General features: G+C 70.4%; 23 protein-coding genes. 11 read left to right on the forward strand and 12 right to left on the reverse strand.

Annotated features, from left to right (window positions below):
- Positions 1-942: a tetratricopeptide repeat protein gene (locus tag OIE67_RS37695; RefSeq protein ID WP_106248218.1), complete on the reverse strand. Its 942-nt coding sequence runs from the start codon at positions 940-942 to the stop codon at positions 1-3.
- Positions 926-1,477: a MarR family winged helix-turn-helix transcriptional regulator gene (locus OIE67_RS37700; protein ID WP_106248216.1), complete on the reverse strand. Its 552-nt coding sequence runs from the start codon at positions 1,475-1,477 to the stop codon at positions 926-928. The genes OIE67_RS37695 and OIE67_RS37700 overlap by 17 nt, the downstream gene beginning before the upstream one ends.
- A 231-nt stretch (positions 1,478-1,708) precedes the next feature.
- On the opposite strand from OIE67_RS37700, the gene OIE67_RS37705 reads away from it, so the two are divergent.
- The 4 genes from OIE67_RS37705 to OIE67_RS37720 all read left to right on the forward strand — a co-directional run bounded on the left by OIE67_RS37705 (position 1,709) and on the right by OIE67_RS37720 (position 5,225).
- Positions 1,709-3,454 (forward strand): hypothetical protein, encoded by a 1,746-nt coding sequence (locus tag OIE67_RS37705; protein WP_326629502.1) that lies wholly within the window; start codon positions 1,709-1,711, stop codon positions 3,452-3,454.
- Positions 3,455-3,515: 61 nt separating this feature from the next.
- Complete coding sequence (locus tag OIE67_RS37710; RefSeq protein WP_106248213.1) at positions 3,516-4,187, forward strand: DUF4230 domain-containing protein; 672 nt, start codon at positions 3,516-3,518, stop codon at positions 4,185-4,187.
- 149 nt (positions 4,188-4,336) lie between these two features.
- Entirely contained in the window at positions 4,337-4,489 is a 153-nt protein-coding gene (locus OIE67_RS37715) for a hypothetical protein (RefSeq protein ID WP_326629506.1), read from the forward strand.
- Between the two features lie 250 nt (positions 4,490-4,739).
- On the forward strand, positions 4,740-5,225 hold the full coding sequence (locus tag OIE67_RS37720) for a hypothetical protein (protein WP_326629508.1): 486 nt from the start codon (positions 4,740-4,742) through the stop codon (positions 5,223-5,225).
- A gap of 46 nt (positions 5,226-5,271) precedes the next feature.
- Here the strand turns inward: OIE67_RS37720 and OIE67_RS37725 are convergent, their stop codons facing one another.
- A complete protein-coding gene (locus OIE67_RS37725; RefSeq protein ID WP_326629510.1) occupies positions 5,272-6,459 on the reverse strand; it encodes an acetyl-CoA C-acetyltransferase in 1,188 nt (395 codons plus the stop codon).
- Positions 6,460-6,544: 85 nt separating this feature from the next.
- On the opposite strand from OIE67_RS37725, the gene mce reads away from it, so the two are divergent.
- The 3 genes from mce (at position 6,545) to OIE67_RS37740 (ending at position 9,815) form a co-directional block, all read left to right on the forward strand.
- Complete coding sequence (gene mce, locus OIE67_RS37730) at positions 6,545-6,967, forward strand: methylmalonyl-CoA epimerase (RefSeq protein ID WP_106248208.1); 423 nt, start codon at positions 6,545-6,547, stop codon at positions 6,965-6,967.
- Between the two features lie 204 nt (positions 6,968-7,171).
- Positions 7,172-8,476, forward strand: a complete 1,305-nt coding sequence (locus OIE67_RS37735; protein ID WP_326629513.1) for a DivIVA domain-containing protein — start codon at positions 7,172-7,174, stop codon at positions 8,474-8,476.
- A 142-nt stretch (positions 8,477-8,618) separates the two neighbouring features.
- Positions 8,619-9,815, forward strand: a complete 1,197-nt coding sequence (locus OIE67_RS37740) for an AI-2E family transporter (protein WP_326629514.1) — start codon at positions 8,619-8,621, stop codon at positions 9,813-9,815.
- Between the two features lie 136 nt (positions 9,816-9,951).
- Here the strand turns inward: OIE67_RS37740 and OIE67_RS37745 are convergent, their stop codons facing one another.
- Complete coding sequence (locus OIE67_RS37745; protein WP_281262651.1) at positions 9,952-10,701, reverse strand: alpha/beta fold hydrolase; 750 nt, start codon at positions 10,699-10,701, stop codon at positions 9,952-9,954.
- A 254-nt stretch (positions 10,702-10,955) separates the two neighbouring features.
- Here OIE67_RS37745 and OIE67_RS37750 point away from each other — a divergent pair, with 254 nt between their 5' ends.
- A complete protein-coding gene (locus OIE67_RS37750; RefSeq protein WP_326629516.1) occupies positions 10,956-11,405 on the forward strand; it encodes a CAP domain-containing protein in 450 nt (149 codons plus the stop codon).
- A gap of 51 nt (positions 11,406-11,456) precedes the next feature.
- Here OIE67_RS37750 and OIE67_RS37755 read toward each other — a convergent pair whose 3' ends face one another.
- The 4 genes from OIE67_RS37755 to OIE67_RS37770 form a co-directional block, all read right to left on the reverse strand.
- Entirely contained in the window at positions 11,457-12,215 is a 759-nt protein-coding gene (locus tag OIE67_RS37755; protein ID WP_326629517.1) for an SDR family NAD(P)-dependent oxidoreductase, read from the reverse strand.
- Positions 12,216-12,399: 184 nt separating this feature from the next.
- Positions 12,400-15,654: a LamG-like jellyroll fold domain-containing protein gene (locus tag OIE67_RS37760; RefSeq protein ID WP_326629518.1), complete on the reverse strand. Its 3,255-nt coding sequence runs from the start codon at positions 15,652-15,654 to the stop codon at positions 12,400-12,402.
- Positions 15,655-15,827: 173 nt separating this feature from the next.
- Entirely contained in the window at positions 15,828-16,532 is a 705-nt protein-coding gene (locus OIE67_RS37765; protein WP_326645594.1) for an alpha/beta hydrolase, read from the reverse strand.
- A gap of 11 nt (positions 16,533-16,543) precedes the next feature.
- Positions 16,544-16,834 carry an ATP/GTP-binding protein gene (locus OIE67_RS37770; protein ID WP_106248199.1) on the reverse strand — a complete coding sequence of 97 codons (291 nt, stop codon included), beginning with the start codon at positions 16,832-16,834 and terminating at the stop codon, positions 16,544-16,546.
- 91 nt (positions 16,835-16,925) lie between these two features.
- Here OIE67_RS37770 and nucS point away from each other — a divergent pair, with 91 nt between their 5' ends.
- The 3 genes from nucS to OIE67_RS37785 all read left to right on the forward strand — a co-directional run bounded on the left by nucS (position 16,926) and on the right by OIE67_RS37785 (position 20,049).
- Positions 16,926-17,588, forward strand: coding sequence for an endonuclease NucS (nucS, locus tag OIE67_RS37775; RefSeq protein WP_106248198.1), 663 nt, complete (start codon positions 16,926-16,928; stop codon positions 17,586-17,588).
- A 304-nt stretch (positions 17,589-17,892) separates the two neighbouring features.
- The gene (locus OIE67_RS37780; protein ID WP_106248196.1) at positions 17,893-19,362 is read left to right on the forward strand and encodes an aldehyde dehydrogenase family protein; all 1,470 of its coding nucleotides are present in this window, start codon (positions 17,893-17,895) and stop codon (positions 19,360-19,362) included.
- A 144-nt stretch (positions 19,363-19,506) separates the two neighbouring features.
- Positions 19,507-20,049: a TetR/AcrR family transcriptional regulator gene (locus OIE67_RS37785; RefSeq protein WP_326629523.1), complete on the forward strand. Its 543-nt coding sequence runs from the start codon at positions 19,507-19,509 to the stop codon at positions 20,047-20,049.
- A 113-nt stretch (positions 20,050-20,162) separates the two neighbouring features.
- On the opposite strand, the gene OIE67_RS37790 is transcribed toward OIE67_RS37785, so the two are convergent.
- From OIE67_RS37790 to OIE67_RS37805, 4 genes are all read right to left on the reverse strand, one after another.
- A complete protein-coding gene (locus OIE67_RS37790; protein WP_106248193.1) occupies positions 20,163-20,480 on the reverse strand; it encodes an STAS domain-containing protein in 318 nt (105 codons plus the stop codon).
- A gap of 82 nt (positions 20,481-20,562) precedes the next feature.
- A complete protein-coding gene (locus OIE67_RS37795; RefSeq protein WP_326629526.1) occupies positions 20,563-21,756 on the reverse strand; it encodes a sensor histidine kinase in 1,194 nt (397 codons plus the stop codon).
- A complete protein-coding gene (locus OIE67_RS37800) occupies positions 21,757-22,869 on the reverse strand; it encodes an ABC transporter permease (RefSeq protein WP_326629528.1) in 1,113 nt (370 codons plus the stop codon). It lies immediately after the preceding gene.
- Entirely contained in the window at positions 22,866-23,762 is an 897-nt protein-coding gene (locus OIE67_RS37805) for an ABC transporter ATP-binding protein (RefSeq protein ID WP_326629530.1), read from the reverse strand. The genes OIE67_RS37800 and OIE67_RS37805 overlap by 4 nt, the downstream gene beginning before the upstream one ends.
- Positions 23,763-23,826 lie beyond the last annotated feature (64 nt).

Consider the following 23,826-nt stretch of genomic DNA (forward strand, 5'->3'; position numbering starts at 1 on the left):
TTAGAACAGGGCGCTCGCCAATGCTCTACGTGCTTTCGCCAAAGATGGGTCTTCCGCCGGCAACGCGTCGAAAAGTCCGAGCAAATGGCGCCGCACCCGGTCGCGCTCGTCACCCGAGGTGCGCTTGACCACGGCGATGACCCGGTTGAACGCCTCGTCCACCGAACCGGACAACATCTCCAGGTCGGCCGCGAGCAACTGGGCGTCGATGTCGGCCGGGTCCTCCATACGACGCTGCACCTCGGCGGGGTCGACCTCGGACGTGCGCTTGATCAGGTTGACGCCGGCCAGGCCCATCTTGGCGTCCTCGTTTCCGGGCGCGCGCGCCAGCAGCCGCTGGTAGGCCTCGATCGCCGCGTCGAAGTCGCCGTGCTCGATGGCCTGCTCGGCCGCGACGAGGTCGGGGTCGACGGGCGGCCCCGCCGGCTCCTCGGCCGCGTCGCCGGGCTCGGCCGGCGGCCGGGCGCCGGGGTTGGCCTGGTAGAACTGCTCGACGGCGCCCATCAGCTCGTCGAGCCAGCGCCGCACCTCCTGCTCGGGCAGCACCTGCTGGAAGCCGGTGACCGCCTGGCCCTGGAAGATCGCCAGCACCGTCGGCACGGCCTGCACCCGCAGCGCCTGCGCGATCTGCGGGCTGGCGTCGACGTTGACCTTGGCCAGGATCGCCTTGCCGCCGAGGTCGCCGACGACCTTCTCCAGCACGGGGCTGAGCTGGGCGCTGCCCGGCGCCCTGGGAGACCAGAGGTCGAGCACGACCGGCACGGTCATCGACCGGTCGATCACGTCCGTCGTGAACGTCTCCTCGGTCACGTCGACGACAGAAGCCGACGAGGCCGCCTGGGGACCTGCCGCCTCCCGCCGGGTCTGCGCCTCCAGTGCCTGCTTGCGCGCGCCCAGGTCCACTGCTCCGTAGAGTGACCCGGGCCTAGAGAAGTCCGCCATGCCCTTCATCTTGCCGCATGACCGAGGCTGGGAAGTCACCAGCCGCCACCCGTAGCGTGCGCAACTGGTCGAACATGTGCTGGAGTTCGTCCTCGGCGTACATCGTCAGGCCGAACTCGGCGGCCATGAGGTCGGCGGTGGCGCGGCGCACGACGTCCTCACCCGCGGCGGTGATCTCGGCGAGCACGCCGCGGCCGTCGCGGGGATTGGGCAGCCGGCGGACGAACCCTGACTTCTCCAGCCTGTCCACCGTGTTCGTGACGCTCGTGGGATGAACCATCAGTCGCTCCCCGATCTTGGACAGCGGCAGCGCGCCCGTCTTGCTGAAGGTCAACAGAACGAGTGCCTCGTATCTGGCGAAGGTCAAGTCGTACGGCTTCAGGAGCGAGTCAAGTTGCGACAGCAGGATCTGGTGCGCTCTCATGACCGAGGTCACGGCGGCCATGGCGGCCGACGGCCCGAAGTGGGCGCGCCAGCTCTCGGCGGCGCGGTCGATGGGGTCGAACGACAGGTTGAGCGGCTTCTGCTGCGACACAGCGCTACGGTAGCGCGCCCCTCGTCCCGGTTCGTCGGGTCACCCTCCGCGACAGGACCCTTCGCTTGACCAAGAATCCGGACATCAATCATCACGCTCAGTTATGGTTCTCCTACGTATGGTGACGCGGAAGCCAAGTCCATGGGCCTGTGGGGACCGGCCGGGACCGAGCGCCTCCGCCTCGCCAAGGGGCACGGGGGGTGCGCTTGATGAACGTCAACGGGGAAACGGGTGCGTGAGCACGCGGGCGTTTCACGAGAGGAGCTGAAGCAGAGCGCGGCCGTCACGGTTGCCGTGCTGCTGGCTGTCGGCCTGGTCGCCGCGTGGAACGTCCTGATACCCGGGGTAGACGCGTGGGAGAACATCGTGGCCGCGGTCATCGGCTCGCTCCGGCTGACCGGGCCCGTGGCGGCGGCCTTCGCCGCCTGGGTGGCGCTGCGCAAGCGGCGCGCGCTGCGCGGCCGTTCGCTCACGACCTGGCGGGCGCTCAAGGCGCCGCTGGCGATCGTGATGGTGGTGCTGGGGTCGTTCGCGGCCACGGTGCTGGTGCTGGCCGTCAAGACGGTGCTCACCGACCAGGCCGGCCGGCTGAGCCTGTCCGGGCTGGGGATGGGCATGGCGGGGCTGGCCCTGTACTCGGTGATCGGGTGGGTGGCCGGGTGGGTGCTGCCGCGGCCGTACACGCCGCCGATCGCGGGCCTGGCCTGCTACGGGCTGTTCACCTGGCTGGCCGACGACCGCGGCTGGGCCGACCGGCTGGCGCCGGGGACGGGCGAGCCGTACGACCTGTTCCAGGGCTGGAACGGCGCGCCGTTCTTCGACCAGACGATCTGGCTGCTCGGCATCACGGCGGCGCTGCTGCTCGGCTGGGCGGCGCTGGTGACCAGGCAGGCCCTGGTGCTGGCGTGCGCGCTGCTGTCGGTGCTGGCCGCCGCCATGGGCGTGTCGCGGGTGCTGGCGCAGCCGAAGCCGGCCGCGGCCGTGGACATCGCCTACAGCTGCCAGGAGTGGCCGATCACGGTGTGCGTGCATCCGGGGATGCGGGCGGGGCTGACCGAGCTGGGGGCGGCGTTCACGCAGATCGCCTCCCGGCTGGCCGGGACTCCCGCCGCGTTCACGCGGGTGGAGCAGCGTCCGCTGGACGACGCGCTGAAGCCGGCGAACGGGCTGGCGCCCGTGCACGTGCCCGACCTGTCGGCGGGGTTCGCCGAGGAGGCCGCGTACGAGTACATCGAGGCCCTGTCCCCCAGGTGCCAGAGCACGGTCGCGGAGGGATACCGGCAGATCGTGGTGGCCTGGCTGCGCGGTGAGCCGCTGCCCGGCACGCCGCTGGCCGAGCACCAGTACGCGACGTCGTGGTTCTCCTCCCTGAGCGAGCCCCAGCGCAGGGAGTGGCTGCGCATGTTCTACAGCGACTTCCAGGGCTGCCGGCTGTCGAGCACGCACTTCGGCGGCGGCCCCGGGCACGCGCAGGTCGCGCCGTCCGCGCGGCCCACCCCCGAGTCGAGCCACGCCTACCCCGTCTATCCGGGGCCCAGCGGCACCGCGACGGTCGGCTCGGCGTCGAGCGCTCCCGGGACCGTAACCACGCCGGACGCGCCTCAGGTCAGCTGGACGCCGGACGCCCCGGCCGCCGGCTGGGCCTCGTCGCAGCCGGCGGGAGCCTGGACGCCCGACACGTCAGGGGAGGGCTGGCCGGTGCACGCTTCCGAGGCGTCCGCGGGCGTCGCGCCCGGATCGGGCGCCTACCGTCAGGCGTCGCCGGTGTCGGATACCTCTCCCCGGACCGCCCCGGTTTCGGGCACGGGTTCGGGCGCAGGTTCGGGCACGGGTTCGGGCACGGGTTCCGCGCCGGTATCGGCCCCGGCCCCGGTGTCGGCGCCGGTCGCAGAACCCGTGTCGGCGCCGGTGGAGGGGCCCGCGGCCGCGCCGGCGCGGGTCCCCGAGGAGGAGCCGGCCACGGATCAGGCCGGCTGAGGATCGAAGATGTCACCGAAGAGCTGGCACTGATGATCGCCGAACGGGTAGTCATGCTCGCATGACGACTTCGCGAACGACGCTGCCCGAGGCGAGCCCCGGGCGGCGTCGCCGATGGCGATATGTGGCGGGCCTGCTGGTCCTCGCCGTGTTATTGGTGGTCGGCGGCCGCCTGGCCTGGTCCTGGCTCAACCCGCTCGGCGAGCGGAGCATCGACCGCAGCCAGCCGGTGCTGCTGCAGTCCATCAAGGACATGAGCAGGTTCGAGGCCGCGACCGGCACCTTCCAGGTGGTCGTGGACCTGGAGAAGGACGCCAACTTCCTGCCCGACGCGGTCAAGGGCACGCGCACGCTGTTCGTCGGCGCGGGCGGGGTCGACGCCTACGTCGACTTCTCCGCCATCGCGGCCGACGGCGTGACGGTGTCGCAGGACCGTACCGAGGCCACCATCCGCCTGCCGCGCGCCCAGTTGGAGAAGCCCAACCTCGACAACAGCCGCTCGTACGTGTTCGCGCAGCAGCGCGGCCTGCTCGACCGGGTCCAGGACTTCCTGTCCGGCTCGCCGGGTGACCAGCGGGAGCTCTATCTGCTGGCCGAGAAGAAGATCACCGAGGCGGCGGTGGCGAGCGACCTGCGGGCCAGGGCGGACGCCAACACCAAGGCGATGCTCACGGGCATGCTCAAGTCGCTCGGCTTCTCGAAGGTGACGGTCAAGTTCACCGACGAGGCTTAGCCGCCTCACCCATGCCTTAGGGAGGCGGTGAGCCGTCCTAGGTATCTCCTGAGCGTGCCCGTGCCGAGAGATAAGGCATCCGCCCGATGTGTCATCAGGGGCCTTAGGCCGAGTCTTGAGAGTGCGGGAAAACGAACAAGGAGAACACCGTGAACGCCGAACTCGAATACAGCATCATGCAGCACCACGCCTCCGAGCTGCGGCAGGCCGCCGCGGAGCACCGCCGCGCCCGTCAGGCGCGCAGGGGCGACCCGGCCGAGCGCCGTCACCGCTCGGTCATCGCCCGGCTCTTCGCCTCATGACCGCCCACAAGCAGCCCGGCCGCAACCTCCCTCGCGGCCGGGCTGAGGCGCCTCCTTAGGGGCGTCGGCGCTCGCGACCCGAATTCCTGGTCAGGTCGCGGTGCCACATGCACGAAGCCCCGGTCCATTCCTGGTTGGGCCGGGGCATCGTGCTGTCTTCAGGCCGCATGAACGTCCTCCCATGGCGTCGGGCCTGTCCGGTCGTGGGATTTCGCTTGTGGGGCCTGGTCGCCGGGGTGATGATGCCCGTATGCGCAAGCAGATGCTGGTCTGGGGCGGGGCCGTGGTCGCGGTGGCCGCCGTCGTGGCGCTGGCCGTCCACCTCGCCCGGGTGGGGCTGGACGACGCCGACAAGCTGGCCAGTGTGATCGGGCTGTTCGTGGCGCTGGCCGGGCTGGGCGTCTCGATCCGCGGGCTGACCGGCGGGCGGCGAGGCGACGACCCGTCCACACCACCACCGCCCGCGCCGGACGTCGCGGCCTCGGGATCGGACGCGTCGGCGCCCGTACCGGATGGCGCGACGTCGCAGCCGGACGTGCAGGCGGCGCAGCCGGACGGGTCGGCGCCCGAGCCCGGCGTCTCGGCGCCGGGGGCGAGGTCGGTCGCCGTCGGCGGCGACAACTCGGGGATCATCAGCACGGGCGACGGTACGACCAACGTGCAGATGCGCGCGGAGGCGTCGGGGCAAGGCCGCGTCTACCAGGCGGGCGGCGACCAGACGATCAACGAGAAGTAGGGCCGCGCGCGTCACGACCCAGGACGCCGGGAAGTGCCACCGCGCGTCAGGACTTGGGGACGCTGATGAGCAGGGCGTCGCCCTGACCGCCGCCGCCGCACAGCCCCGCCGCGCCCAGGCCGCCGCCCCGGCGCCTGAGCTCGTACGCCAGCGTCAGCACGATCCGCGCACCCGACGCCCCGATGGGGTGCCCCAGGGCGATGCCGCCGCCGTTGACGTTGACGATGTCCAGCGGCACGCCGAGCTCCTTGGCCGACTGGACGACCACGCTGGCGAAGGCCTCGTTGATCTCCACCAGGTCGAGGTCACCGGCCGTGACGCCCTGCTTGGCCATGGCCTGCTTGATGGCGTTGGCCGGCTGGGACTGCAGGGAGGCGTCGGGCCCGGCCACGTTGCCGTGGCGGCCGATCTCGGCCAGCCAGGGCAGGCCCAGCTCCTCGGCCTTGGCCCTGGACATGACGACCACCGCGCAGGCGCCGTCGGAGATCTGGGAGGCCGAGCCGGCCGTGATGGTGCCGTCGGCGGCGAAGGCGGGGCGCAGCTTGGCGAGGGTCTGCGCGGTCGTGTCGCCGCGTACGCCCTCGTCCTCCTTGACGATCACCGGCTCGCCGCGCCGCTGCGGGATCTGCACCGGGACGATCTCGTCCTCGAAGACGCCGTTCTTCATGGCCGCGGCGGCGAGCTGGTGGGAGCGGGCCGACAGGGAGTCCTGCTCCTCGCGGCCGATGCCGAGCCGGGTGTTGTGCCGCTCGGTGGACTCCCCCATCGCGCACTGGTCGAACGCGCAGAACAGGCCGTCGTGGGCCATCGAGTCGACGACCTGGGAGCCGCCGTACTTGACTCCCTTGCGCAGTCCTGGCAGCAGGTGGGGGGCGTTGGTCATGGACTCCATGCCGCCGGCCACCACGATGTCGAACTCGCCCGCCCTGATGAGCTGGTCGGCCAGGGCGATGGCGTCGAGGCCCGACAGGCACACCTTGTTGATGGTGACGGACGGGACCGTCATCGGGATGCCGGCGTTGACGGCGGCCTGGCGGGAGGGGATCTGCCCGGCTCCGGCCTGGAGGACCTGGCCCATGATGACGTATTCGACCGATTCGGGCGCGACCCCGGCACGTTCCAGAGCGGCCTTGATGGCGACGCCGCCGAGCTCGACGGCCGACAGTCCGGACAGGGAGCCGAGCAGTTTGCCGATGGGGGTGCGAGCTCCGGCGACGATGACGGAACTGGACATGACAACGGCCTCCTGTGCTCGCGCGTCCGGTCTTTGACACCATACCCACGAGTACGCCGTCGCTCGCCATGGAGGTAGGCCACACATGTTCATGCGGATCGACCACATCGGGATCGCCTGCCGCGATCTCGAGGAGAAGATCGAGCTCTTCTCGAGGACGTTCGAGCTGACGGTCGTGGCCCGGGAGGTGAACGAGGAGCAGGGCGTCAAGGAGGCCATGCTGCACATCGCCGACGGCGACGGTGGGGGCTCCTACATTCAGCTCCTTGAGCCTCTCTCCGACGACTCACCTGTGGGAAAATTTCTGGCTAAGCGGGGCGAGGGCGTCCATCATGTGGCGTTCGGGGTGCCCGATGTCGCGGAGGCCATGACCACGATCGGCGAGAAAGGTGTGAGGCTGCTGGACGAGCGCCCCCGGCACGGGTCGATGGGCTCGCGGATCGCGTTTCTGCACCCCAAGGATGTAGGCGGAATGCTGACCGAGCTAGTCGAAGCCCCCAAACCCTGACAAATCACCACAAAACGCAAAAAGCGTTCATATGTAACTAGTCACGCAGAAAGTTGGACGGGGCTTCGCACGCGGCACCAGCGGAGTACGCTTGACCTTCCACCGGACATGGGGCCTGCCGAGAGGCACAGGCTCCTGGTACGGATGCCCCGAACCCCCCGTCCGGCCCGTGTAGCCGTCTCGACAACCCAGGATCGAGCCTCCATGCAGTCCGACATCGACGCCCAGCTCAACAACTTCTTCGAGGACGCCCCAGCCCGCGAGTTCGACGTGGTGCTCCGTGGTTACGACCGGCACCAGGTCCATGATCATCTCAAGCAGCTCGACGGGGAGCTGCGGCAGGCCCGCGAGCAGGTCGTCGGCCTCCAGCGTGATCTGTCCGACTCCCAGCGCCAGTTGCAGGAGCAGGAGCGCCCCACCTACTCCGGTCTCGGCGCCCGGATCGAGCAGTTGCTCCGGCTGGCCGAGGAACAGGCGACCGAGCTCGTCCAGGCCGCCAGGTCCGAGGCCAACGAGATCAAGGCCGCGGCCAAGGTCGAGGCCGCCGACCTGCGCGCCGCCGCCGAGGCCGAGGCCGCCGAGAAGCGTGCCCAGGCCACCCGCGAGAGCGACGAGATGCGCACGAGCGCCGAGCGGGACGCCGAGGACATCCGCTCGACCGCCCGCCGCGAGGCCGACGAGCTCACCAACACGACCGAGCGCGAGGCCGCCAAGCTGCGCGCCACGGCCGATCACGAGGTGGCCGAGAAGCGCGCCGACGCCGAGCGCGAGATCGCCAAGCTCCGCACCACCACCGAGCGCGAGGTCGCGCAGCTGCGCGCCTCGACCAAGCGCGAGCGCGACGAGGTGCTGACGACGGCCAAGCGTCAGGCCGACGAGATGCGCGCGCAGGCGCAGCGGGTGCTGGAGGAGTCGGAGGCCAAGCGGGCGCAGGACGAGGCGGAGTTCGAGATCCAGCTCGCCGCCCGCCGCGAGGAGGCCGAGCGCCAGGAGGCCGAGCGCCACGCCACCGCGCAGGCCGCCACGCAGAAGCTGGTCGCCGAGGCCGAGCAGCGCGCCGCCACGGCCGAGTCGCGGGCCACGAAGGCCACGCAGCAGGCCGAGCAGACCCGCCGCGAGGCCGACCTGCACGCCAAGCAGCTCGTCGCCAACGCCCGCAAGAGCTCCGAGACGATCGTGGCCGAGGCCAAGTCGAGCGCGGAGACCATCGTCACCGAGGCGAAGAACGAAGCCGAGCGCACCCGTACGGCGATGCAGCGCCAGGTCGACGAGCTCACCCGCCAGCGCGACAGCATCACCAGCCACCTGGCTCAGCTCCGCCAGCTCCTCGGCGGCGCCGCCCTGCCGGGCATGGAGCCGGAGCCCGCGGTCGCCGCGGCCGCGCCGAAGCCCGCGCTCGCCGCACCCACGCCCGAGCCTCCGGCTCCGGCGCCCGCACAGGCCGCCACGCCGGCACCCAAGGTGACGGCCGCCAAGTCCGAGGACGACTCGGAGTGGTGGCAGGAGTAACGCCGACGGACACGCACGGGGGCTGAAAGACGGCTGAGAGAGCCTGGCGATCGAATGGTCGCTAGGCTCTCTCTTTGCCGCCGGGCATGTACGAACCGATTCCGGTCCGTCATCCTCTGTCGTCGACCCCCTTGGAGTCCCCTTGTCCGCAGACGTCGAGTCCACGGCCGAGCAGGAAAAGACCGAGCTCCCCCAGCCGCCCGAGGACAGCGCGCCGGAGGACAGGGCGCCGGAGGAACAGCCGGCCGCGGAACCGGCGCCCAGGCGGGCGGTCAAGGGCGAGGAGGGCGGGCAGCCGTACGGACTGCCCGGCAAGCCGTTCGCCCGCGGCCCGTTCCTGTTCGGCCTGGTCGGCGGGCTGGGCGTGCTGACCGCGATCGCGATCGCGCAGATGGTGGTCGCCTCGCTGAGCACGATCGTGCTGGTCGTGGTGGCCATGTTCCTGGCCGTCGGGCTCAACCCGGCCGTCGAGTCCCTGCAGCGCAGAGGGGTGACCAGGCGGGGCGCGATCACGATCGTGTTCGCCGGGGTCATCGTCGCGTTCGTGCTGTTCGGGCTGGCCATCGTGCCGCCGGTGAGCAAGCAGCTCACGGAGTTCGTCAACGCGGTGCCCGGCTACATCACCGAGCTGAGCAATCATCCGACGCTGCGCCAGCTCGACGCCGACTACCAGATCCTCCCGCAGCTGCGTACGTTCGTGACGAGCACGCTCGGGCCGTCACTGGCGACCGGCATCATGGGCGCGGGGCTGGTGGTGCTCAACGGCGTGTTCACCACGGTGACGCTGCTGGTGCTCATGCTGTACTTCCTCGGCTCGCTGCACACGATCAAGGACTACCTGCTCAAGCTGGTCCCGGCCTCGCGCCGGCCCCGTACCCGGGCGATCAGTGAGGAGATCCTCGGCGGCATCGGCGGCTACGTGGCGGGCAACGTGCTGATCTCCGTCATCGCGGGCGTGCTGACCTGGATCTTCCTGTCGATCGCCGGTGTCCAGTACGCGCTCGCGCTTGCTCTCGTGGTCGCGCTGACGGACCTGATCCCGCTGGTGGGCGCCACGATCGGCGCGGTGCTCGTGACCGGCGTGGCGCTGCTGGAGTCGCTGCCCGCCGGGATCGCGTGCGCGATCTTCTTCGTGATCTACCAGCAGATCGAGAACTACTTCATCTATCCCAGGGTGATGAAACGCTCGGTGGACGTGACTCCGGCGGTGACCGTGATCGCCGCGCTGTTCGGCGGCGCGCTGCTCGGCATCGTGGGCGCCCTGCTGGCCATCCCGGTGGCGGCGGCGATCTCGCTGATCATCCGCGAGATCGTGCTGCCACGCCAGGACCACGCCTGAAGCTTCTCCCCGCCCAGAACCCCCGCGCTCAGCGCCCGAGCCTCGCGATGACGTGTGTGCCCCCGCGCTCAGCGCCCGAACCTGCGCTCTGTCCGCACCTGCGCTCTGTCCGCGCCGCCCCCGCCGGGCCTCGCGTTCAGCGTCCGGGGCCGGTGGCGCCCAGCTCGGTGCGCAGGAACTCGGTCACCGCCGCGTTGAACGCCTCCGGCTGCTCGACCGCGCTGAGGTGGCCGGCTTTGGGGATGATCTCCAGCTTGCCCTCGGGCACCGCCCGTACCATGGCGTCGGCGTCGGCGGGCGGTGAGAGCTCGTCCTCCTCGCCCACGATGATCAGCAGCGGGACCTTGAGCGCGCTCAGCGTCTCGAACGAGTCGGGACGCGCGGCCATGGCCCGTTGCGCCCAGGCCACCGCGCCCGGCGGGGCCGACTGCACCAGCCCCTTGACCCGGCCGAACACCATGGCCCGCCGCTCCTTGGTGGTCTGGCCGATGAGCGCCGGAAGCACCTCGCTGACCAGCACGTCGCTGCCCTCCGACAGCACGGCCCGCGCGATGCGTTCCCTGTTGTCCCTGGCCGGCGGCGGGTCGGGAGTGGCCTTGGTGTCGGCCAGGATCACGCCGAGCACCCGGTCGGGGTGCCGGCGGCAGAAGGCCATGGTCACGTAGCCGCCCATCGACAGCCCGCCGACCACCGCCCTGTCGATGCCCTCCTCGTCGAGCAGCCTGGCGACGTCGTCGGCCATCAGGTCGATCGACGGATCATCCTCGCCCAGCCGCGACCCGCCGAAGCCGCGCAGGTCAGGAGTGATGACCCGGCAGACCCTGGCCAGCCCTTCCCGCTGGGCCAGCCACATGGCCGACGAGAGCGGGAACGCGTGAAGCAGCACAACCGGGAGCCCGGTCCCGGCAGATCTCGTGTAGAGCTGCACGGACCACACGGTAACGCGGTTCACGGGAACAATCACTCAATGACGTATGCCGATATCCCCCGACAGTCCTGACCGCTTCTCCGATAACGCATCCCCGAAGCCCCGCCCCGAAAATGCCGGGGACATATACAACATTGCCTGACCTGGCATTTCCGCGCACAATCCAGACACGGATCCAGACCCGGATACCGAGCACCCCCGAGGTGACGAGCATGGCAGGCACCGCAACCACAGGCACCCATCCCGCCCTCCCCGACGCCACCAACGGCGCCTTCCTGCTTCAGGCGCTGAGCGCGGCGAACGCCCACCGCGCCGCGCACGGCGTGCCGCCCCTGGTGATGGACCCGCTGCTGGTCGAGTACGCCAAGACCAGGGCGGCCGGCCTCTCCCGGCACGAAGGACTGCGGGCCGGGCACGAGGGCCTGCGCGCCGGCACGGGCGAGAGCGTGTTCTGGAGCGAGGGCGAGGAGATGCGCGGCGCCGCCGACGCGGTGGCCTCCTGGTACGACGGCCGCGAGGAGCGCGACGACCTCGACCGGCTGCTCCGCCGAGCCTGCACGGCCATGGGCGCGGCCCGGGCGTCCGGCCAGGGGCCGAAGGCGTGCGAGACGTACATCGTCTTCGTGTACGAACCCCTGGGCGACGACCCGCCGCCCGCCTGACCCCTGCGGGACGGCGCGACGGGCGCCCGCCCCCGAGCGACGGCTACCTGATCAGACGGCGGTGGCGCCGCCGTCCACGAACAGCACCTGCCCGGTCATGTACGCCGACGCCGGACTGGCCAGGAACACGGCCGGCTGCGCCATCTCCTCCGCGCTCCCCCAGCGCCGCATGGGCACGTTCGCCACCGTGGCGGCGGAGGAGGTCTCGTTCTCCCAGAGGTTGCGGTTGAGGTCGGTGGCCGTCCAGCCGGGACACAGGGCGTTGACCCGCACGCCGGCCCCCGCCCACTCCACGGCCAGTGTCTTGGTCAGCGCCACCAGCCCGGCCTTGGCGGCGGCGTACGGGGCCAGGAAGGGCGCGCCGAGCGCCGCCACGGACGCCACGTTGATGACGACCCCGTCGCCCCGCCCGAGCAGGTGCGGCGCGACCGCGTGGCAGACCGCCATGGCGGAGTCGAGGTTGAGCCGCATCAGCTTGTCCCAGCCCGAGAGCCGCAAATCCTTGAACTCGACCAGGAAGTTCGACCCGCCGGCGTTGTTGACCACGATGTCGAGGTGCCCGAGCCCGTCGATCGCCGCCGCCACGGCGCCCGCCGCGGCCTCGCGGTCGGTGAGGTCGGCGGGGATGACGACCGCGCGCCGCCCGAGCGCCTCGATCTCCTTACCGACCCCGGCCAGGAGCTCGGCCGAGCGGGACACAAGCGCCACGTCGGCCCCCGCCCCCGCGTACGCGAGCGCGATGGCCCGCCCGATCCCCTTCGACGCCCCGGTGACCAGAGCCTGCTTCCCGCTGAGATCGAACGCGCCCACGCCGCCTCCTCTGACGACCGCCCTAGAACCGAACAAGATTCTAATGACACCAGGCCCTGGAACGCCACCGGCGCGGAGCCGCGAGGACTCCACGCCGGGGATGGACGGCCAAGTGGAGTCCGGGAAGGCTCCACGCCGGGATGGATCACCCGGGCGGAGCCGCGAGGGGCTCCGCCCGGGTGGATCACTGGGCGGCCAGCTGGGCGATCTGTTCGGCGCTCAGCACACCGTCATAGGTACGGACGTCGTCCACGGTCCCCGGCCAGTAGCCGGTGAAGGCCCCCGCGGCCTTGGTCCGGCCGAGTTGCAGCGGCCCGGTGGCGTTCCAGGCGCTCAGGTGGTCCGTGACCGTGCTGGTGGACAGGCGGCCGTTGACGTAGATGCGCAACTGGCCCGCCAGCGGGTCGTACACACCGGCCACGTGCGTCCACTCCAGCGCGTTCGGGATGGCGTCGGAGCGGGTGCGGACGAGAGCGGCCGTGTCGGTGTCGGCGGCGGCCATCCCGAGGGTCCACCTGCCCTGCTCCTTGTCGAAGCCGAGCTGGAACCCGGCCGCCCGGCTGCCCGGCTGGGCCACGGCCGCGGTGTCGCGGGTGGGCAGGTAGTCGAGCTGGGTCCACGCGGTGACGGTGAAGCCGTTCCTGGTGTTGACCGCGGGAGCGGTCGTCTGGGCGAAGCCGTTGACGCCGTCGAGCGCCAGCCCTCCGTCCAGCCAGCCGGACGTCCACGAGGCGGCTCCGGACAACGTCGCCGCGCCCGCGCGGCCCGAGGAGTCGGCGGCCGAGGTGCCGGACTCCTCGTCCAGCTGCCAGTGGCCCACCAGCGTGGCAGCGCTGTTGACCAGGTCGGCGACCTCGTCGGCGAACATGGCGCGGCCGTAGGCGCGCACCTCGTCGACGTCTCCCTGCCAGTTGTCCGCAGCCGCCCCGCCGACCTTTCCGCGGCCGATCGTCAGGGGGCCCGTGGCGTTCCATGGTGGCGGAACGGCGACCGTGGACTCCAGCCGCCCGTTCACGTAGAGCGAGATCTGGCCGGCCGCGCTGTCGTAGACGCCGGTGAGGTGGGTCCATTCGTTCAGCCGGGGCGCGGCGGTGGACTTGGCCCGCACGGTGGCCGCGCCGTCGGCGTCGGAGCCCGTCACGCTCAGCGCCCACCGGTCGTCGGCCTTGGAGTACTGCAGCGCGAACGCGCCCGTCCTGCCGCCCTCCTGGGTGACGGCGGTGGCGGTGGCGCCGTTGCCGGTCAGCCTGGCCCAGGCGGAGACGGTGAAGTTGCGGCTGGTGTCGATGACGGGGCGGGCGGTCTGGCCGTAGCCGCCGGTCAGCGTCAGCCCGCCGCCGGTCCTGCCCGACGTCCAGGTGGCCGAGGTCAGGGTGGCGGGATGGGCGCCGGTGGCGTCGGCGGCCACGCTGCCCTGGCCGTCGTTCATCGGCCAGTGTCCGCTGGGACCGCGGCCGGCGTTGATGTTGAAGACGTAGGTGCGGATGGGGCCGAGCTGGCCCGCGCGGTCCTTGCTGCGCACGACGAGCACATTCGGGCCGTCATGGCGCGGGGTCAGCGCGATCGTGGCCGTGCCGTCCTGGCTCGCCGCCACCTCCGTCTTGGGCGTGGTGTCCAGGCCCCAGACGTAGGAGGTCACGTCGGTGATCCCGTTCGGGCCGAACGCGAACGTGCCGGACAGGCCGACGCCGTCGCTCCAGCCGTTCTCCGTGAAGGTGGGCGAGGAGACCAGCGGCTCGCGGCCGGGGGCGGTGGCGTCCACGGTGGCCTCGCACCAGGGGCTCCACTCGCTGCTGGCCTTGCCGTCCTCGGCCCGCACACGCCAGCGGATCAGCTGGCCGTCGGCGTACAGGGTGGTCGGGATCGACGCGGAGAAGGCGGTGCCGGTGGAGCCGAGCGGCGTGACGTACTCGCCGATCTTGGTGCCGTCGGCGTTGTACCACTCGAAGCGGCCCTTGACCGAGTTGTCGGCGTCCTTCAGCTTCGCCCACAGTTTGGGAGCCTGCGTGCTGATGACCGGGCGGTCGTCACCCGAGACGCAGGGGCCGCCCGGGTCCGACCACACGTCGGCGGCCACGGGGACGGCCGGCAGCGAGTTGTACTCGATGACCAGGCTCGGGTTGTTCTTGAACTTCTTCCAGGCGTAGACGTCGGTCTCGCTGGTGGCCCGCAGGCCGATGGTGACGTTCGCCCAGTTCTTGGCGGCGGCGTTCACGACCTGCGGGGTGACGTCGAACTCGACGCCGCCGGGCAGGCAGGACGCGCCCCAGCCCTTGGCCACGTTCACGGTGGAGAGTTTGGTGACCCAGGCGGGCTGCTTGTTCCAGGTCGTGCTCTTGCTGATCGTGTTGGTCGCCCACGCCTCGACCTTGCGGGCACTGCACGAGTACGACCACGTCTCGTACGTCCGCAGCGTGGCCTTGATGATCTGCTTGCCGTGGATCGTGGAGCCCGTGTTCATCTGGTAGAACGTGCGGTTCTTCTGCGACTCCACGTGCCCCACCCGGGCGACGTCGCTGGAGTTGAGGTAGTTGGAGTTGGGCCAGTTGCTCCAGACCGCGGTCCAGGCGTTGCGCGCGGCCGAGAAGTAGGGGTCGAGGTAGACGGGGAACTTCGTCTTCGGGTCCGTCATCATCTTGCGGTCGGGCTTGAGCCGCAGCTGCCTGCCCGCCAGCTCCACGCCCATCGTGGCCTCGCGGGCCTCGGGCGAGCGGCCCTCCTTGAGGGCCTGCGGGCTGGAGATCCCCTCGGAGTCCCACATCTTGGGGGTGGGGGCGATGAAGATCGTGCCCTCGTTCTTGTCGGTGGCCTCCAGGTTGCCCGCCTTGTCCGACTCCAGCGTCAGGCCGGTCGCGGACAGCGGGAAGTTCAGCTCGGTCAGCTTCGCCGCGGCGTCCCTGTTCTTGACCACGAGGACGTGCGAGAAGCCGTCCACGTCGGCGGTGACCTGGAGGTCCACGCCCGGCATGACCTCGGCGTAGGTGGCGGTGTCGCCCTTGAGCGTCGGAGTGGGCAGCGTGCCCGTCCAGCCGAGCTGCATCGTCTTGGCGCCGCGCGACAGGCGGGCGAGCGGGGCGGATCCGCCGCCGGAGAAGGTCAGGCCGACCGCCGTGGCCACCGGTTCGACGGCGCCGTCGGGGCGCAGGCGCAGCGTGGTGTCCACGGGCACCCAGCGGTCGTCCTTGCGCACGCGGATGGGCCTGACGTTCAGCTCCATGGACAGCGTGCCGTCGGGCTTGGCGAAGACCGTGCGGGTCTCGCTGCGCATCGACTCGATCTCGACCGGCCGGCCGGCGCCGCGCGCCTGGGCGACCGCGGCCACCTCCCGGTCGGGAGGTGGCTGCGTGGTCTGTGGTCGTTCCTCCGCCACCACCGGCCGCACCACCGCCAGGGTGGTGAGGGATAACGCCGCCGCGACCAGTCCATGCACGACCCGCATACGTGACCACCCAAGCTGAGCAGGAGCATTACGCGCGAGCAGCGCTCACCCGGCGTCTCCACGATCTTCGGTTGACGATCGGATTCTCACCCTGGACGGAGGCGGAGGTCCAGAGTTTTGTGCATTGTGCTCAAAATATCTTTCATGTCCGGAATCCGGCAGGGAGATAACCGTCAGACCTCGGTCGGGAGCGGATGAGCGGCCGGATTGACCCGCTTGACGATCTCGTCGAGAGCGATACGGACGTACGGCTCACCCACCCAGAGGTGCTTGGCGCCCTCCACCCCGATCACCTCGGCCTGCGGAACCCGGGCGAACCGGGTGCGCGCCTCCTCCGGCCGCAGGTAGTCGTCGAACTCCGGCACCAGCGCCACCAGCGGCCGCCCGAAACGGGCCCAGGCGTCCAGATCGGCGTCCTTGGCCCTGTGCAGCGGCGGCGAGAGCAGGATCGCGCCCTCCACCAGCGGGTCGTGCGCCCACTTCAGCGCCAGCTCGGTGCCGAACGACCAGCCGACCACCCACACGTGCGGCAGGTCGTGGTATTCGGCGTATTCCAGCGCCGCGACCACGTCGAACCGCTCACCCTCGCCCCCGTCGAACGCCCCCTGCGAGGTGCCCCGGTCGGAGGAGGTGCCGCGGGTGTTGAAGCGCAGCACGGCCAGGTCGGCGAGCGCGGGCAGCCGGTTGGCGGCCTTCTTGTAGACGTGGCTGTCCATGAACCCGCCGTGGGTGGGCAGCGGGTGCAGGGTCACCAGCGTGGCGACCGGGGGGCGGTCGAGCGGCTGAGCCAGCTCGCCGACCAAAGTCAATCCGTCGCCCGTGTGCAGTTCGATCGGCTCGCGCCGGGCGGGCAGCACGGTCGCCGCGCGAATCTCCACCATGGATCCCTTCAGTAGCGGCTGCGGCCGGGGCCGCGGTCGAGTCTCTTACGCCAGCAGGTCTGGTGCCAATGTCGGCGCTCCTCGTCGCCGCCCGGCCAGTTGGGCCAGGCCACCACGTGCGGCTGGCCGCTGCGGATCTCCTGGTCGCAACCGGGGCAGCGGTAGTTCTTGGCGGAGGAGGCGCCGGTGAGCATACGGACTTTCCACTCGCCGTCGGGCCACTCCTCCACCTTGTCCAGGCCGGTCGGGAAACCGAAGGGACGGGAGGACTCCCTGCGGCGGGCGCGGCGGGGGCTCATCGCGGACTCATCGTGGAAGGAGCCCAGCCGTAGGTCTCACCCGTTCAAACGCCATGCGTCCAGTTTTCCAGAGGCACTAAGGTAGATGGTCATGCGGCTGGTCATCGCGCGCTGCAGCGTGGATTACATCGGACGGCTCACGGCACACCTGCCGATGGCGCCCAGGCTCGTGCTCATCAAGGCGGACGGCAGCGTGAGCATCCACGCCGACGACCGCGCCTTCAAGCCGCTCAACTGGATGAATCCGCCGTGCAAGCTCAAGGAGGACGGCGCCACCTGGACGGTCACCCACGGCAAGACCGGCGAGAAGCTGGTCCTGACCATGGAGGAGGTCCTGCACGACTCCAGCCACGAGCTGGGGGTGGACCCGGGGCTGATCAAGGACGGCGTGGAGGCCCACCTGCAGGAGCTGCTCGCCGAGCACATCACGACGCTGGGCGACGGCTACTCGCTCATCCGCCGCGAATACATGACGGCGATCGGCCCGGTCGACATCCTGTGCCGGGACGCCTCGGGCGCGACGGTGGCGGTGGAGATCAAGCGGCGCGGCGAGATCGACGGGGTGGAGCAGCTGACCCGCTATCTGGAGCTGCTCAACCGCGACCCGCTGCTGTCGCCGGTGCGCGGGGTCTTCGCGGCCCAGGAGATCAAGCCCCAGGCTCGCGTGCTCGCCACCGACCGCGGCATCTCCTGCCACACGCTCGACTACGACGCTCTCCGCGGCATCGAACCAGAAAACCCCACCCTTTTTTGATGATGGTCTACGGCTCCGCGGCGGCCCGCCTTCCATCTCACTCCGGCTGAGGGCCCTCCAGGGAAACGCCCTCTGACCCTTCAGTGGTGGCCCGCCGCGACGGAGCGCCCTGCGGGCCCCCTCCGTGGTTCAGCGCCCCTGAGAGCGCGGGTCGTCCCGGTATGCCCCAGGGGCACCTCTTGCCCCTGTGCGGCGTTCCATGGCCCGATCAGGCGCGTTCAGGCCCATCGTGGCGGCCGATCCCCTGCTTCCTGAGGGCTTCGGCAGCCTAGTAAGTGGGGAGTTACCGGATTATCGTGGCGACATGACGACGACGTTCGACTCACTGAATCCGGCGACCGGCGAGGTCGTCGGGAGTCATCCCAAGCACTCGCCCGACACCGTGCACGAGGCCGTCGGGCGGGCGGAGGAGGCGGCCGCGTGGTGGGGCGGTCTGGGGCACGCCGAGCGCAGGCGCAGGCTGCTCGACTACAAGGCGGTCCTCACCCGGCACATCAGGGAGCTGACCGGGCTCGTGCACCAGGAGACCGGCAAACCGGTCGGCGACGCCACCCTTGAGGTGGTGCTGGCGATCACCCACCTCGACTGGGCCGCCCGCAACGCCGCCAAGGTGCTCGGCCGCCGCCGCGTCTCCACCGGCATGATCGGCCTCAACCTGGCCGCCACGCTCGAATACCTCCCGCTCGGCGTCGTCGGCGTCATCGGACCGTGGAACTATCCGGTCTTCACTCCCATGGGCTCCATCGCCTACGCGCTCGCCGCGGGCAACGCCGTGGTGTTCAAGCCCAGCGAGCTGACGCCGGGCATCGGCGTGCGGCTGGCCGAGCTGTTCAGGGAGTCGGTCCCGGAGCACGAGGTGTTCCAGACCGTCACGGGTCTCGGCGAGACCGGCGCGGCGCTGGCCGCCGACCCCAGGGTGCGGAAGGTCGCCTTCACCGGCTCCACCGCCACGGCCAAGCGCGTCATGGCGGCCTGCGCCGAGAACCTCACGCCCATCGTGGCCGAGTGCGGCGGCAAGGACGCGTTCATCGTGGACGCCGACGCCGACCTCGCGGCCGCCGCCGACGCCTGCCTGTGGGGCGCCCTGTCCAACGCCGGGCAGACGTGCGTGGGCGTCGAGCGGGTCTACGTCGTCGACGCCGTCTATGAAACTTTCATGCGTGAGCTGTCCGAGAGGGTGACAAAGGTGAGGGCCGGCGAGGACTACGGCCCGATCACGATGCCCGGCCAGGTCGACATCATCAAGCGGCACATCGACGACGCCACCAAGTCGGGGCGGACGGTCGCGGGCGGCCCCGCGTCGGTGCGGGCCCCGTACGTCGATCCGGTGATCGTGGAGGACGTCCCCGAGGACTCGCCCGCGGTGCGCGAGGAGACGTTCGGCCCGACCATCACCGTGCGCCGCACCCGCGACGCGCAGGAGGCGCTGGAGCTGGCCAACGCCTCGGCGTACGGGCTGGGCGGCACGGTCTTCAGCCGCAACGCCCGCCGCGCGACGGAGCTGGCCCGCCGGATGCGCAGCGGCATGACGGCGATCAACTCGGTCATCTCCTTCGCCGGGGTGCCCGCCCTGCCCTTCGGCGGAATCGGCGACTCGGGATTCGGCCGGATCCACGGTGCCGACGGACTGCGGGAGTTCGCCAGGCCCAAAGCGATCTCGCGGCAGCGCTTCGCCATGCCCGGCATGAACCTGACCTCGTTCACCAGGGGCCCCGCCGAGCTTGAGCGGCTGATCAGGCTTGTCACGTTCTTGCACGGCCGACGTAAAAGATAATCTTCTTGCCCTTTCCCAAAACGGATCATCCGTCCATAATTGTGTGCTCTGGGGGCCACGATCATGTTGGACGGGTGGAATGTGAACCGGTCTTACCGGGGAATGTCGGCTGAGCAAAGGCTGGCGGACAGACGCGAGCGGCTGATGACGGCCGCGTACACGCTATACGCGAAGCCAGGTTTCGCGGCGACGACCATCGAAAGGCTGTGCTCGGAGGCGCGGATCTCCAACCGCGCCTTCTACGAATGTTTCGGCGGGCGCGAGGAGCTGCTGCAGGCGTTGCACGAGCGCTGCGTCGAGGAAAGTCTCGCGGTCGTCGCCAAGGCACTGGACGAGGCGCCTGCCTCGATCGAGGGACGGGCCAGGGCGGGGATTCGCGCCTATATCGAGTTCGCCACCGCGGACTGGCGGCGGGCCCGCATCATGCACGTCGAAGTGCGGAGATCGGGTGATGTCCTGGCGGTGTCGCGGCAGCGCGCGGTGGACGCGTTCGCGCGTCTGGTGCAGGACGCCACCGCCGATTTCCCGCAGGCCGTCCCGGTGAATCCGCGGCTGCTGGCACTCGGCGTCGTCGGGGCGTTACAAGAGTTGCTGATCGAATGGCTCCTGTCGGAAGAGCAACCGGAGATCGACGAGTTGGTGGCCGCGGCCGTGCACATCTTCAACCGAAGTCTCGGCGACGCGTGACCGGGTCAAGAATGCCATTCCGCTTTTGCGCAATCGGACATCCGTAATCGCCATTTTGTCTATCCAAAGAAAGAGCGGGCGACGGCTGATCGTCGCCCGCTCGATATGTCACATCAGGCCACCGCGGCCGCCGGAGCCTCCACGTGCAGCACCCGATTCAGCCGGGTCACCGCGAGTATCCGCATGATCCTCGGTGGCACCCCCCGAAGAACGAGGCGGCGCTGCACGCTCAGCGCGCGCCTATGCGCGCCCACGAGCACCCCGAGCCCGGTCGCGTCGATCATCTCCAGCTTGGAGAGATCGAGGATGAGGTCACCCTCGCCAGAGTCCAGAGCCTCGTGCAGCCGCTCACGCACTCCCGCCGACGTGCCGGCGTCGAGCCGGGCGCCGATCCGCACCACCTGGGCTCTCGGATTGCCCCGGACGCGCATGCCACCTCCTCAGTCACGCACGTAGCGTAGTCATCTGCCTGCGCCAAGCGCTCACACGGGTTGAAACCCCCATATGACTCCCCTACCCATCTATCGGCAATGACACGACTGCGTGGAGCAGGAACTCCCGGTCCTCGACCAGCCGGGCCTTCACCGTGCCGCCCACGGCGCCCAGTCGCTCGGACATTCCCGTCAGGCCGCTGCCCAGATCGTCGGCCTGCCGCCGGGCCACACCGTCGTTGCGCACCGTCAGCTCCGCCTCCTGCTCGGTGAAGCGGATCGTGATGTCGCAGAAGCTCGCCGTGCTGTGCTTGAGCACGTTGGTGACCGCCTCGCGCACGGCGTAGGCGAACACCGGGGCCACGCCCGCGGGGAGCTCGCGGTAGGGCAGGCGCACCTCACAGCGGACCCCCGCCGCTTCGAGCACACCTTTCACGCTATTCAGCTCAGCGGCCAAGTCAAGCTCGCGGTAGCCCCGTACGGCCTCGCGCAGCTCCTTGAGCGCCTTCCTGGTCAGCCGGTTGACCTCGGCCATCTCGTCCTTGGCCCGGCCCGCGTCCACGTCGGACAGCCGCACGGCCAGCTCGGTCTTCACCGCGATGGCCGACAACTGGTGCCCGACCAGATCGTGCAGGTCCCTGGCGAACCGCAGCCGCTCCTCCGCCAGCGCCAGCCTGGTGTGCGCCTCCCTGCCCCGGTGCGCCTCCACGGCCAGCCGCCAGATCCACACCCAGATCCGGTTGGAGGGTGGCACGATCAGGCAGAAGAGGCCGAAGGCGAGCACGTGGTAGGTCAGCGACTGCCAACCGGCCGGATCCACGTCCACACCCGTCAGCGCGGCCCGCACGCCCAGCGTCCCCGTCTGCCAGGGCAGGGTGCTCAGCCCCAGGCAGAGCACGAACGTGCCGGCCTGCAGCAGCCGGACCGCGCGCTTGGGGATCTCCAGCGTGGCGACGCCCAGCCAGCACAGCGCCACGAAGCCCCAGCCGAACGGATCGGCCCCGCCGAGGCCGGTCGCGAACACGGCGAGGACCGCCGCCACCGCCACCTGCTTGGTGGGGTAGTGACGGCGGTCCAGGATCAGGCTCATGATGCGGATGCAGAGCCAGGTGAAGCAGACGGCAGCCGCCAGCGCGGGCCCGATCCGCCACCATCCGTCGAACCGGCCCGCCCAGAGGGGGGTCAGGACGCTGACGGCGATCAGCACCCACATGGCGACGACGTTGACGACCAGAACCCTCCAGGTCGTCCGCCGCGCCTGCTCGATCGTGTCCATCTATCGGCTACGCAGCACGTCGCCGAGTTTCAGCCGGGCCCCCGTCCGCAGCACGGCCCGCTCGTACACCTTGGCGCCGAAGGCCAGCGCGGCGAGCACGCCCAGCACCATCGCGGCCATCGACAGGCCCACCTGCCACATCGGCACCTCCGTCGCCGCCATCCGCACCGGCATGATCATGGAGGAGAACGGCGGGATGTACGACATGACCGTGGCCAGCGTACCCGTGGGATCGTTGGTGGAGTAGAAGCTGACGAAGTACGTGCCCATGATGACCATGGTGAGCGGCGTCAGGACGCTGTTCACCTCCTCCTGGCGCGAGACCAGCGAGGCGAAGGCCGCCGCCAGCGTGGCGAAGAAGGCATAGCCGAGCACGAACCAGGCCAGCACCGCCGCCACCAGCCCGGGGATGCCGGGCGGGAACTCGGCGGCCAGTCCCGAGGCCATCGCCGCGCCGAGCCCGACCCCCAGGATGACGACCAGGTTGATCATGCCGAGCACGCCCAGCCCGACGATCTTGCCGCCGAGCAGCTGCCACGGCCGTACGGAGGAGAGCAGGATCTCCACGATCCGGCTGCCCTTCTCCTCGACCACGCCCATGGCGACCATCACGACCTGTCCGATGATCAGCATGAACAGCACCAGGACGAGCACGGTGGCGATGCCCCTGCGGGCCGATTCGTATCGGGTGTCGGCCCCGACGGACTGCATTTCCAGCGGCGGGATGGCCACGCCGGCCGCGCCGAGCTTGAACTCCCGGTTCACGCTCTGCATGAGCACACCGAGCTCGGTCTCGATCTCACCGTCCGTGAGCACCCTGGCGTCGTCGACCAGCACCGCGTCCACGTCGCCGTCCAGCACGGCCCGCTTGGCGGCCGGCTCGTCGGCGAACTTGCGCCACTCGAACTCGATGTCGGGCGCGGCGGTGTGCAGCGGCAGCTGCTGGGAGTTGACCAGACCGATCTTGTACGTGTCGCCGTCCCCGCCCAGCACCTTGGGGGCGAAGGAGAGCGCCGCCACCAGCAGGCCAGTGACGATCAGGCCGATCACGAACGCCCGCGTCCTGATCTGGGTGGCCACCTCGCGGCGGGCCACCAGCAACAATCCGTTCACGCCACGGCCTCCTTGAAGATCTCGGTGAGCGTCGGCTGCTCGACGCCGAAGTGCTCGACCCGCCCGGCCTTCACGGCGCGGCGCAGGATCTCCTGGTCGTCGCCGCCGGCCGTACGCAGGGTGTGGCGGTCTCCGTGCACGGTGACCGTGCCGGGCAGTCCGTCGGCCCAGCCGGGAGCCGGGTCGCGGACGACCACGCGCAGCGTGTTGCTCTCGGCGGCGCGCAGGTCCTCCACCGTGCCGGTGGCCACCATCCGGCCGGCCGAGACGATGCCGACGGAGTCGCACAGCCGCTCGACGAGTTCGAGCTGGTGGCTGGAGAAGATCACCGGCACGCCGCCCCTGCACCGCTCCTGCAGCACCGTGGCCAGCGCGTCCACCGCGATCGGGTCCAGCCCGGAGAACGGCTCGTCCAGGATGAGCACCTCGGGGTCGTGCACCAGCGCCACGGCGAGCTGCACGCGCTGCTGGTTGCCCAGCGACAGCGCCTGCACGGTCTCGCCCCTGCGCTCGGTGAGCCCGAGCCGCTCCAGCAGGTCGTCGGTGGCCTTCTTGGCGACCGAGGCGGCCATGCCGTGCAGCCGGCCGAAGTACTCGATCTGCTCGGCGACCCGCATCTTCTGGTACAGGCCGCGCTCCTCCGGCATGTAGCCGAAGCGCTGACGGTCGTCGTAACCGAGGGGCCTGCCCTGCCAGCTCACCGAGCCGGAGTCCGCCTGGAGCACGCCCATCACGATGCGCATCGTCGTGGTCTTGCCCGCGCCGTTCGCGCCCACGAAGCCGTACATCTCGCCCGGTCGTACGGCGAAGCCGATCCCGTCGAGGGCGACCTTGCCGCCGGGGGCGTCGGGGCCGCCCGCGAAACGCTTGCGCAGCTCGTTGATCTCGAGCATCAGGTCATCTCCTTCATCATGGGTCCATAGTGGCTTTCGGGGCGTTCGGCCTGGTAGTCGCTGA

Source organism: Nonomuraea fuscirosea (genome assembly GCF_035917475.1).
GTDB lineage: Bacteria > Actinomycetota > Actinomycetes > Streptosporangiales > Streptosporangiaceae > Nonomuraea > Nonomuraea fuscirosea.

Excerpts from the sequence above, each read along its gene's own strand:
- OIE67_RS37710 (WP_106248213.1), top strand. The coding sequence starts at position 3,516 with ATGACGACTTCGCGAACGACGCTGCCCGAGGCGAGCCCCGGGCGGCGT.
- OIE67_RS37750 (WP_326629516.1), top strand. The coding sequence starts at position 10,956 with ATGGCAGGCACCGCAACCACAGGCACCCATCCCGCCCTCCCCGACGCC.
- OIE67_RS37770 (WP_106248199.1), bottom strand. The coding sequence starts at position 16,834 with ATGAGCCCCCGCCGCGCCCGCCGCAGGGAGTCCTCCCGTCCCTTCGGT.
- OIE67_RS37805 (WP_326629530.1), bottom strand. The coding sequence starts at position 23,762 with ATGCTCGAGATCAACGAGCTGCGCAAGCGTTTCGCGGGCGGCCCCGAC.
- OIE67_RS37760 (WP_326629518.1), bottom strand. The coding sequence starts at position 15,654 with ATGCGGGTCGTGCATGGACTGGTCGCGGCGGCGTTATCCCTCACCACC.
- mce (WP_106248208.1), top strand. The coding sequence starts at position 6,545 with ATGTTCATGCGGATCGACCACATCGGGATCGCCTGCCGCGATCTCGAG.
- OIE67_RS37725 (WP_326629510.1), bottom strand. The coding sequence starts at position 6,459 with ATGTCCAGTTCCGTCATCGTCGCCGGAGCTCGCACCCCCATCGGCAAA.
- OIE67_RS37795 (WP_326629526.1), bottom strand. The coding sequence starts at position 21,756 with ATGGACACGATCGAGCAGGCGCGGCGGACGACCTGGAGGGTTCTGGTC.
- OIE67_RS37695 (WP_106248218.1), bottom strand. The coding sequence starts at position 942 with ATGGCGGACTTCTCTAGGCCCGGGTCACTCTACGGAGCAGTGGACCTG.
- OIE67_RS37720 (WP_326629508.1), top strand. The coding sequence starts at position 4,740 with ATGCGCAAGCAGATGCTGGTCTGGGGCGGGGCCGTGGTCGCGGTGGCC.
- OIE67_RS37735 (WP_326629513.1), top strand. The coding sequence starts at position 7,172 with ATGCAGTCCGACATCGACGCCCAGCTCAACAACTTCTTCGAGGACGCC.
- OIE67_RS37790 (WP_106248193.1), bottom strand. The coding sequence starts at position 20,480 with ATGCGCGTCCGGGGCAATCCGAGAGCCCAGGTGGTGCGGATCGGCGCC.
- OIE67_RS37780 (WP_106248196.1), top strand. The coding sequence starts at position 17,893 with ATGACGACGACGTTCGACTCACTGAATCCGGCGACCGGCGAGGTCGTC.
- OIE67_RS37785 (WP_326629523.1), top strand. The coding sequence starts at position 19,507 with ATGACGGCCGCGTACACGCTATACGCGAAGCCAGGTTTCGCGGCGACG.
- nucS (WP_106248198.1), top strand. The coding sequence starts at position 16,926 with ATGCGGCTGGTCATCGCGCGCTGCAGCGTGGATTACATCGGACGGCTC.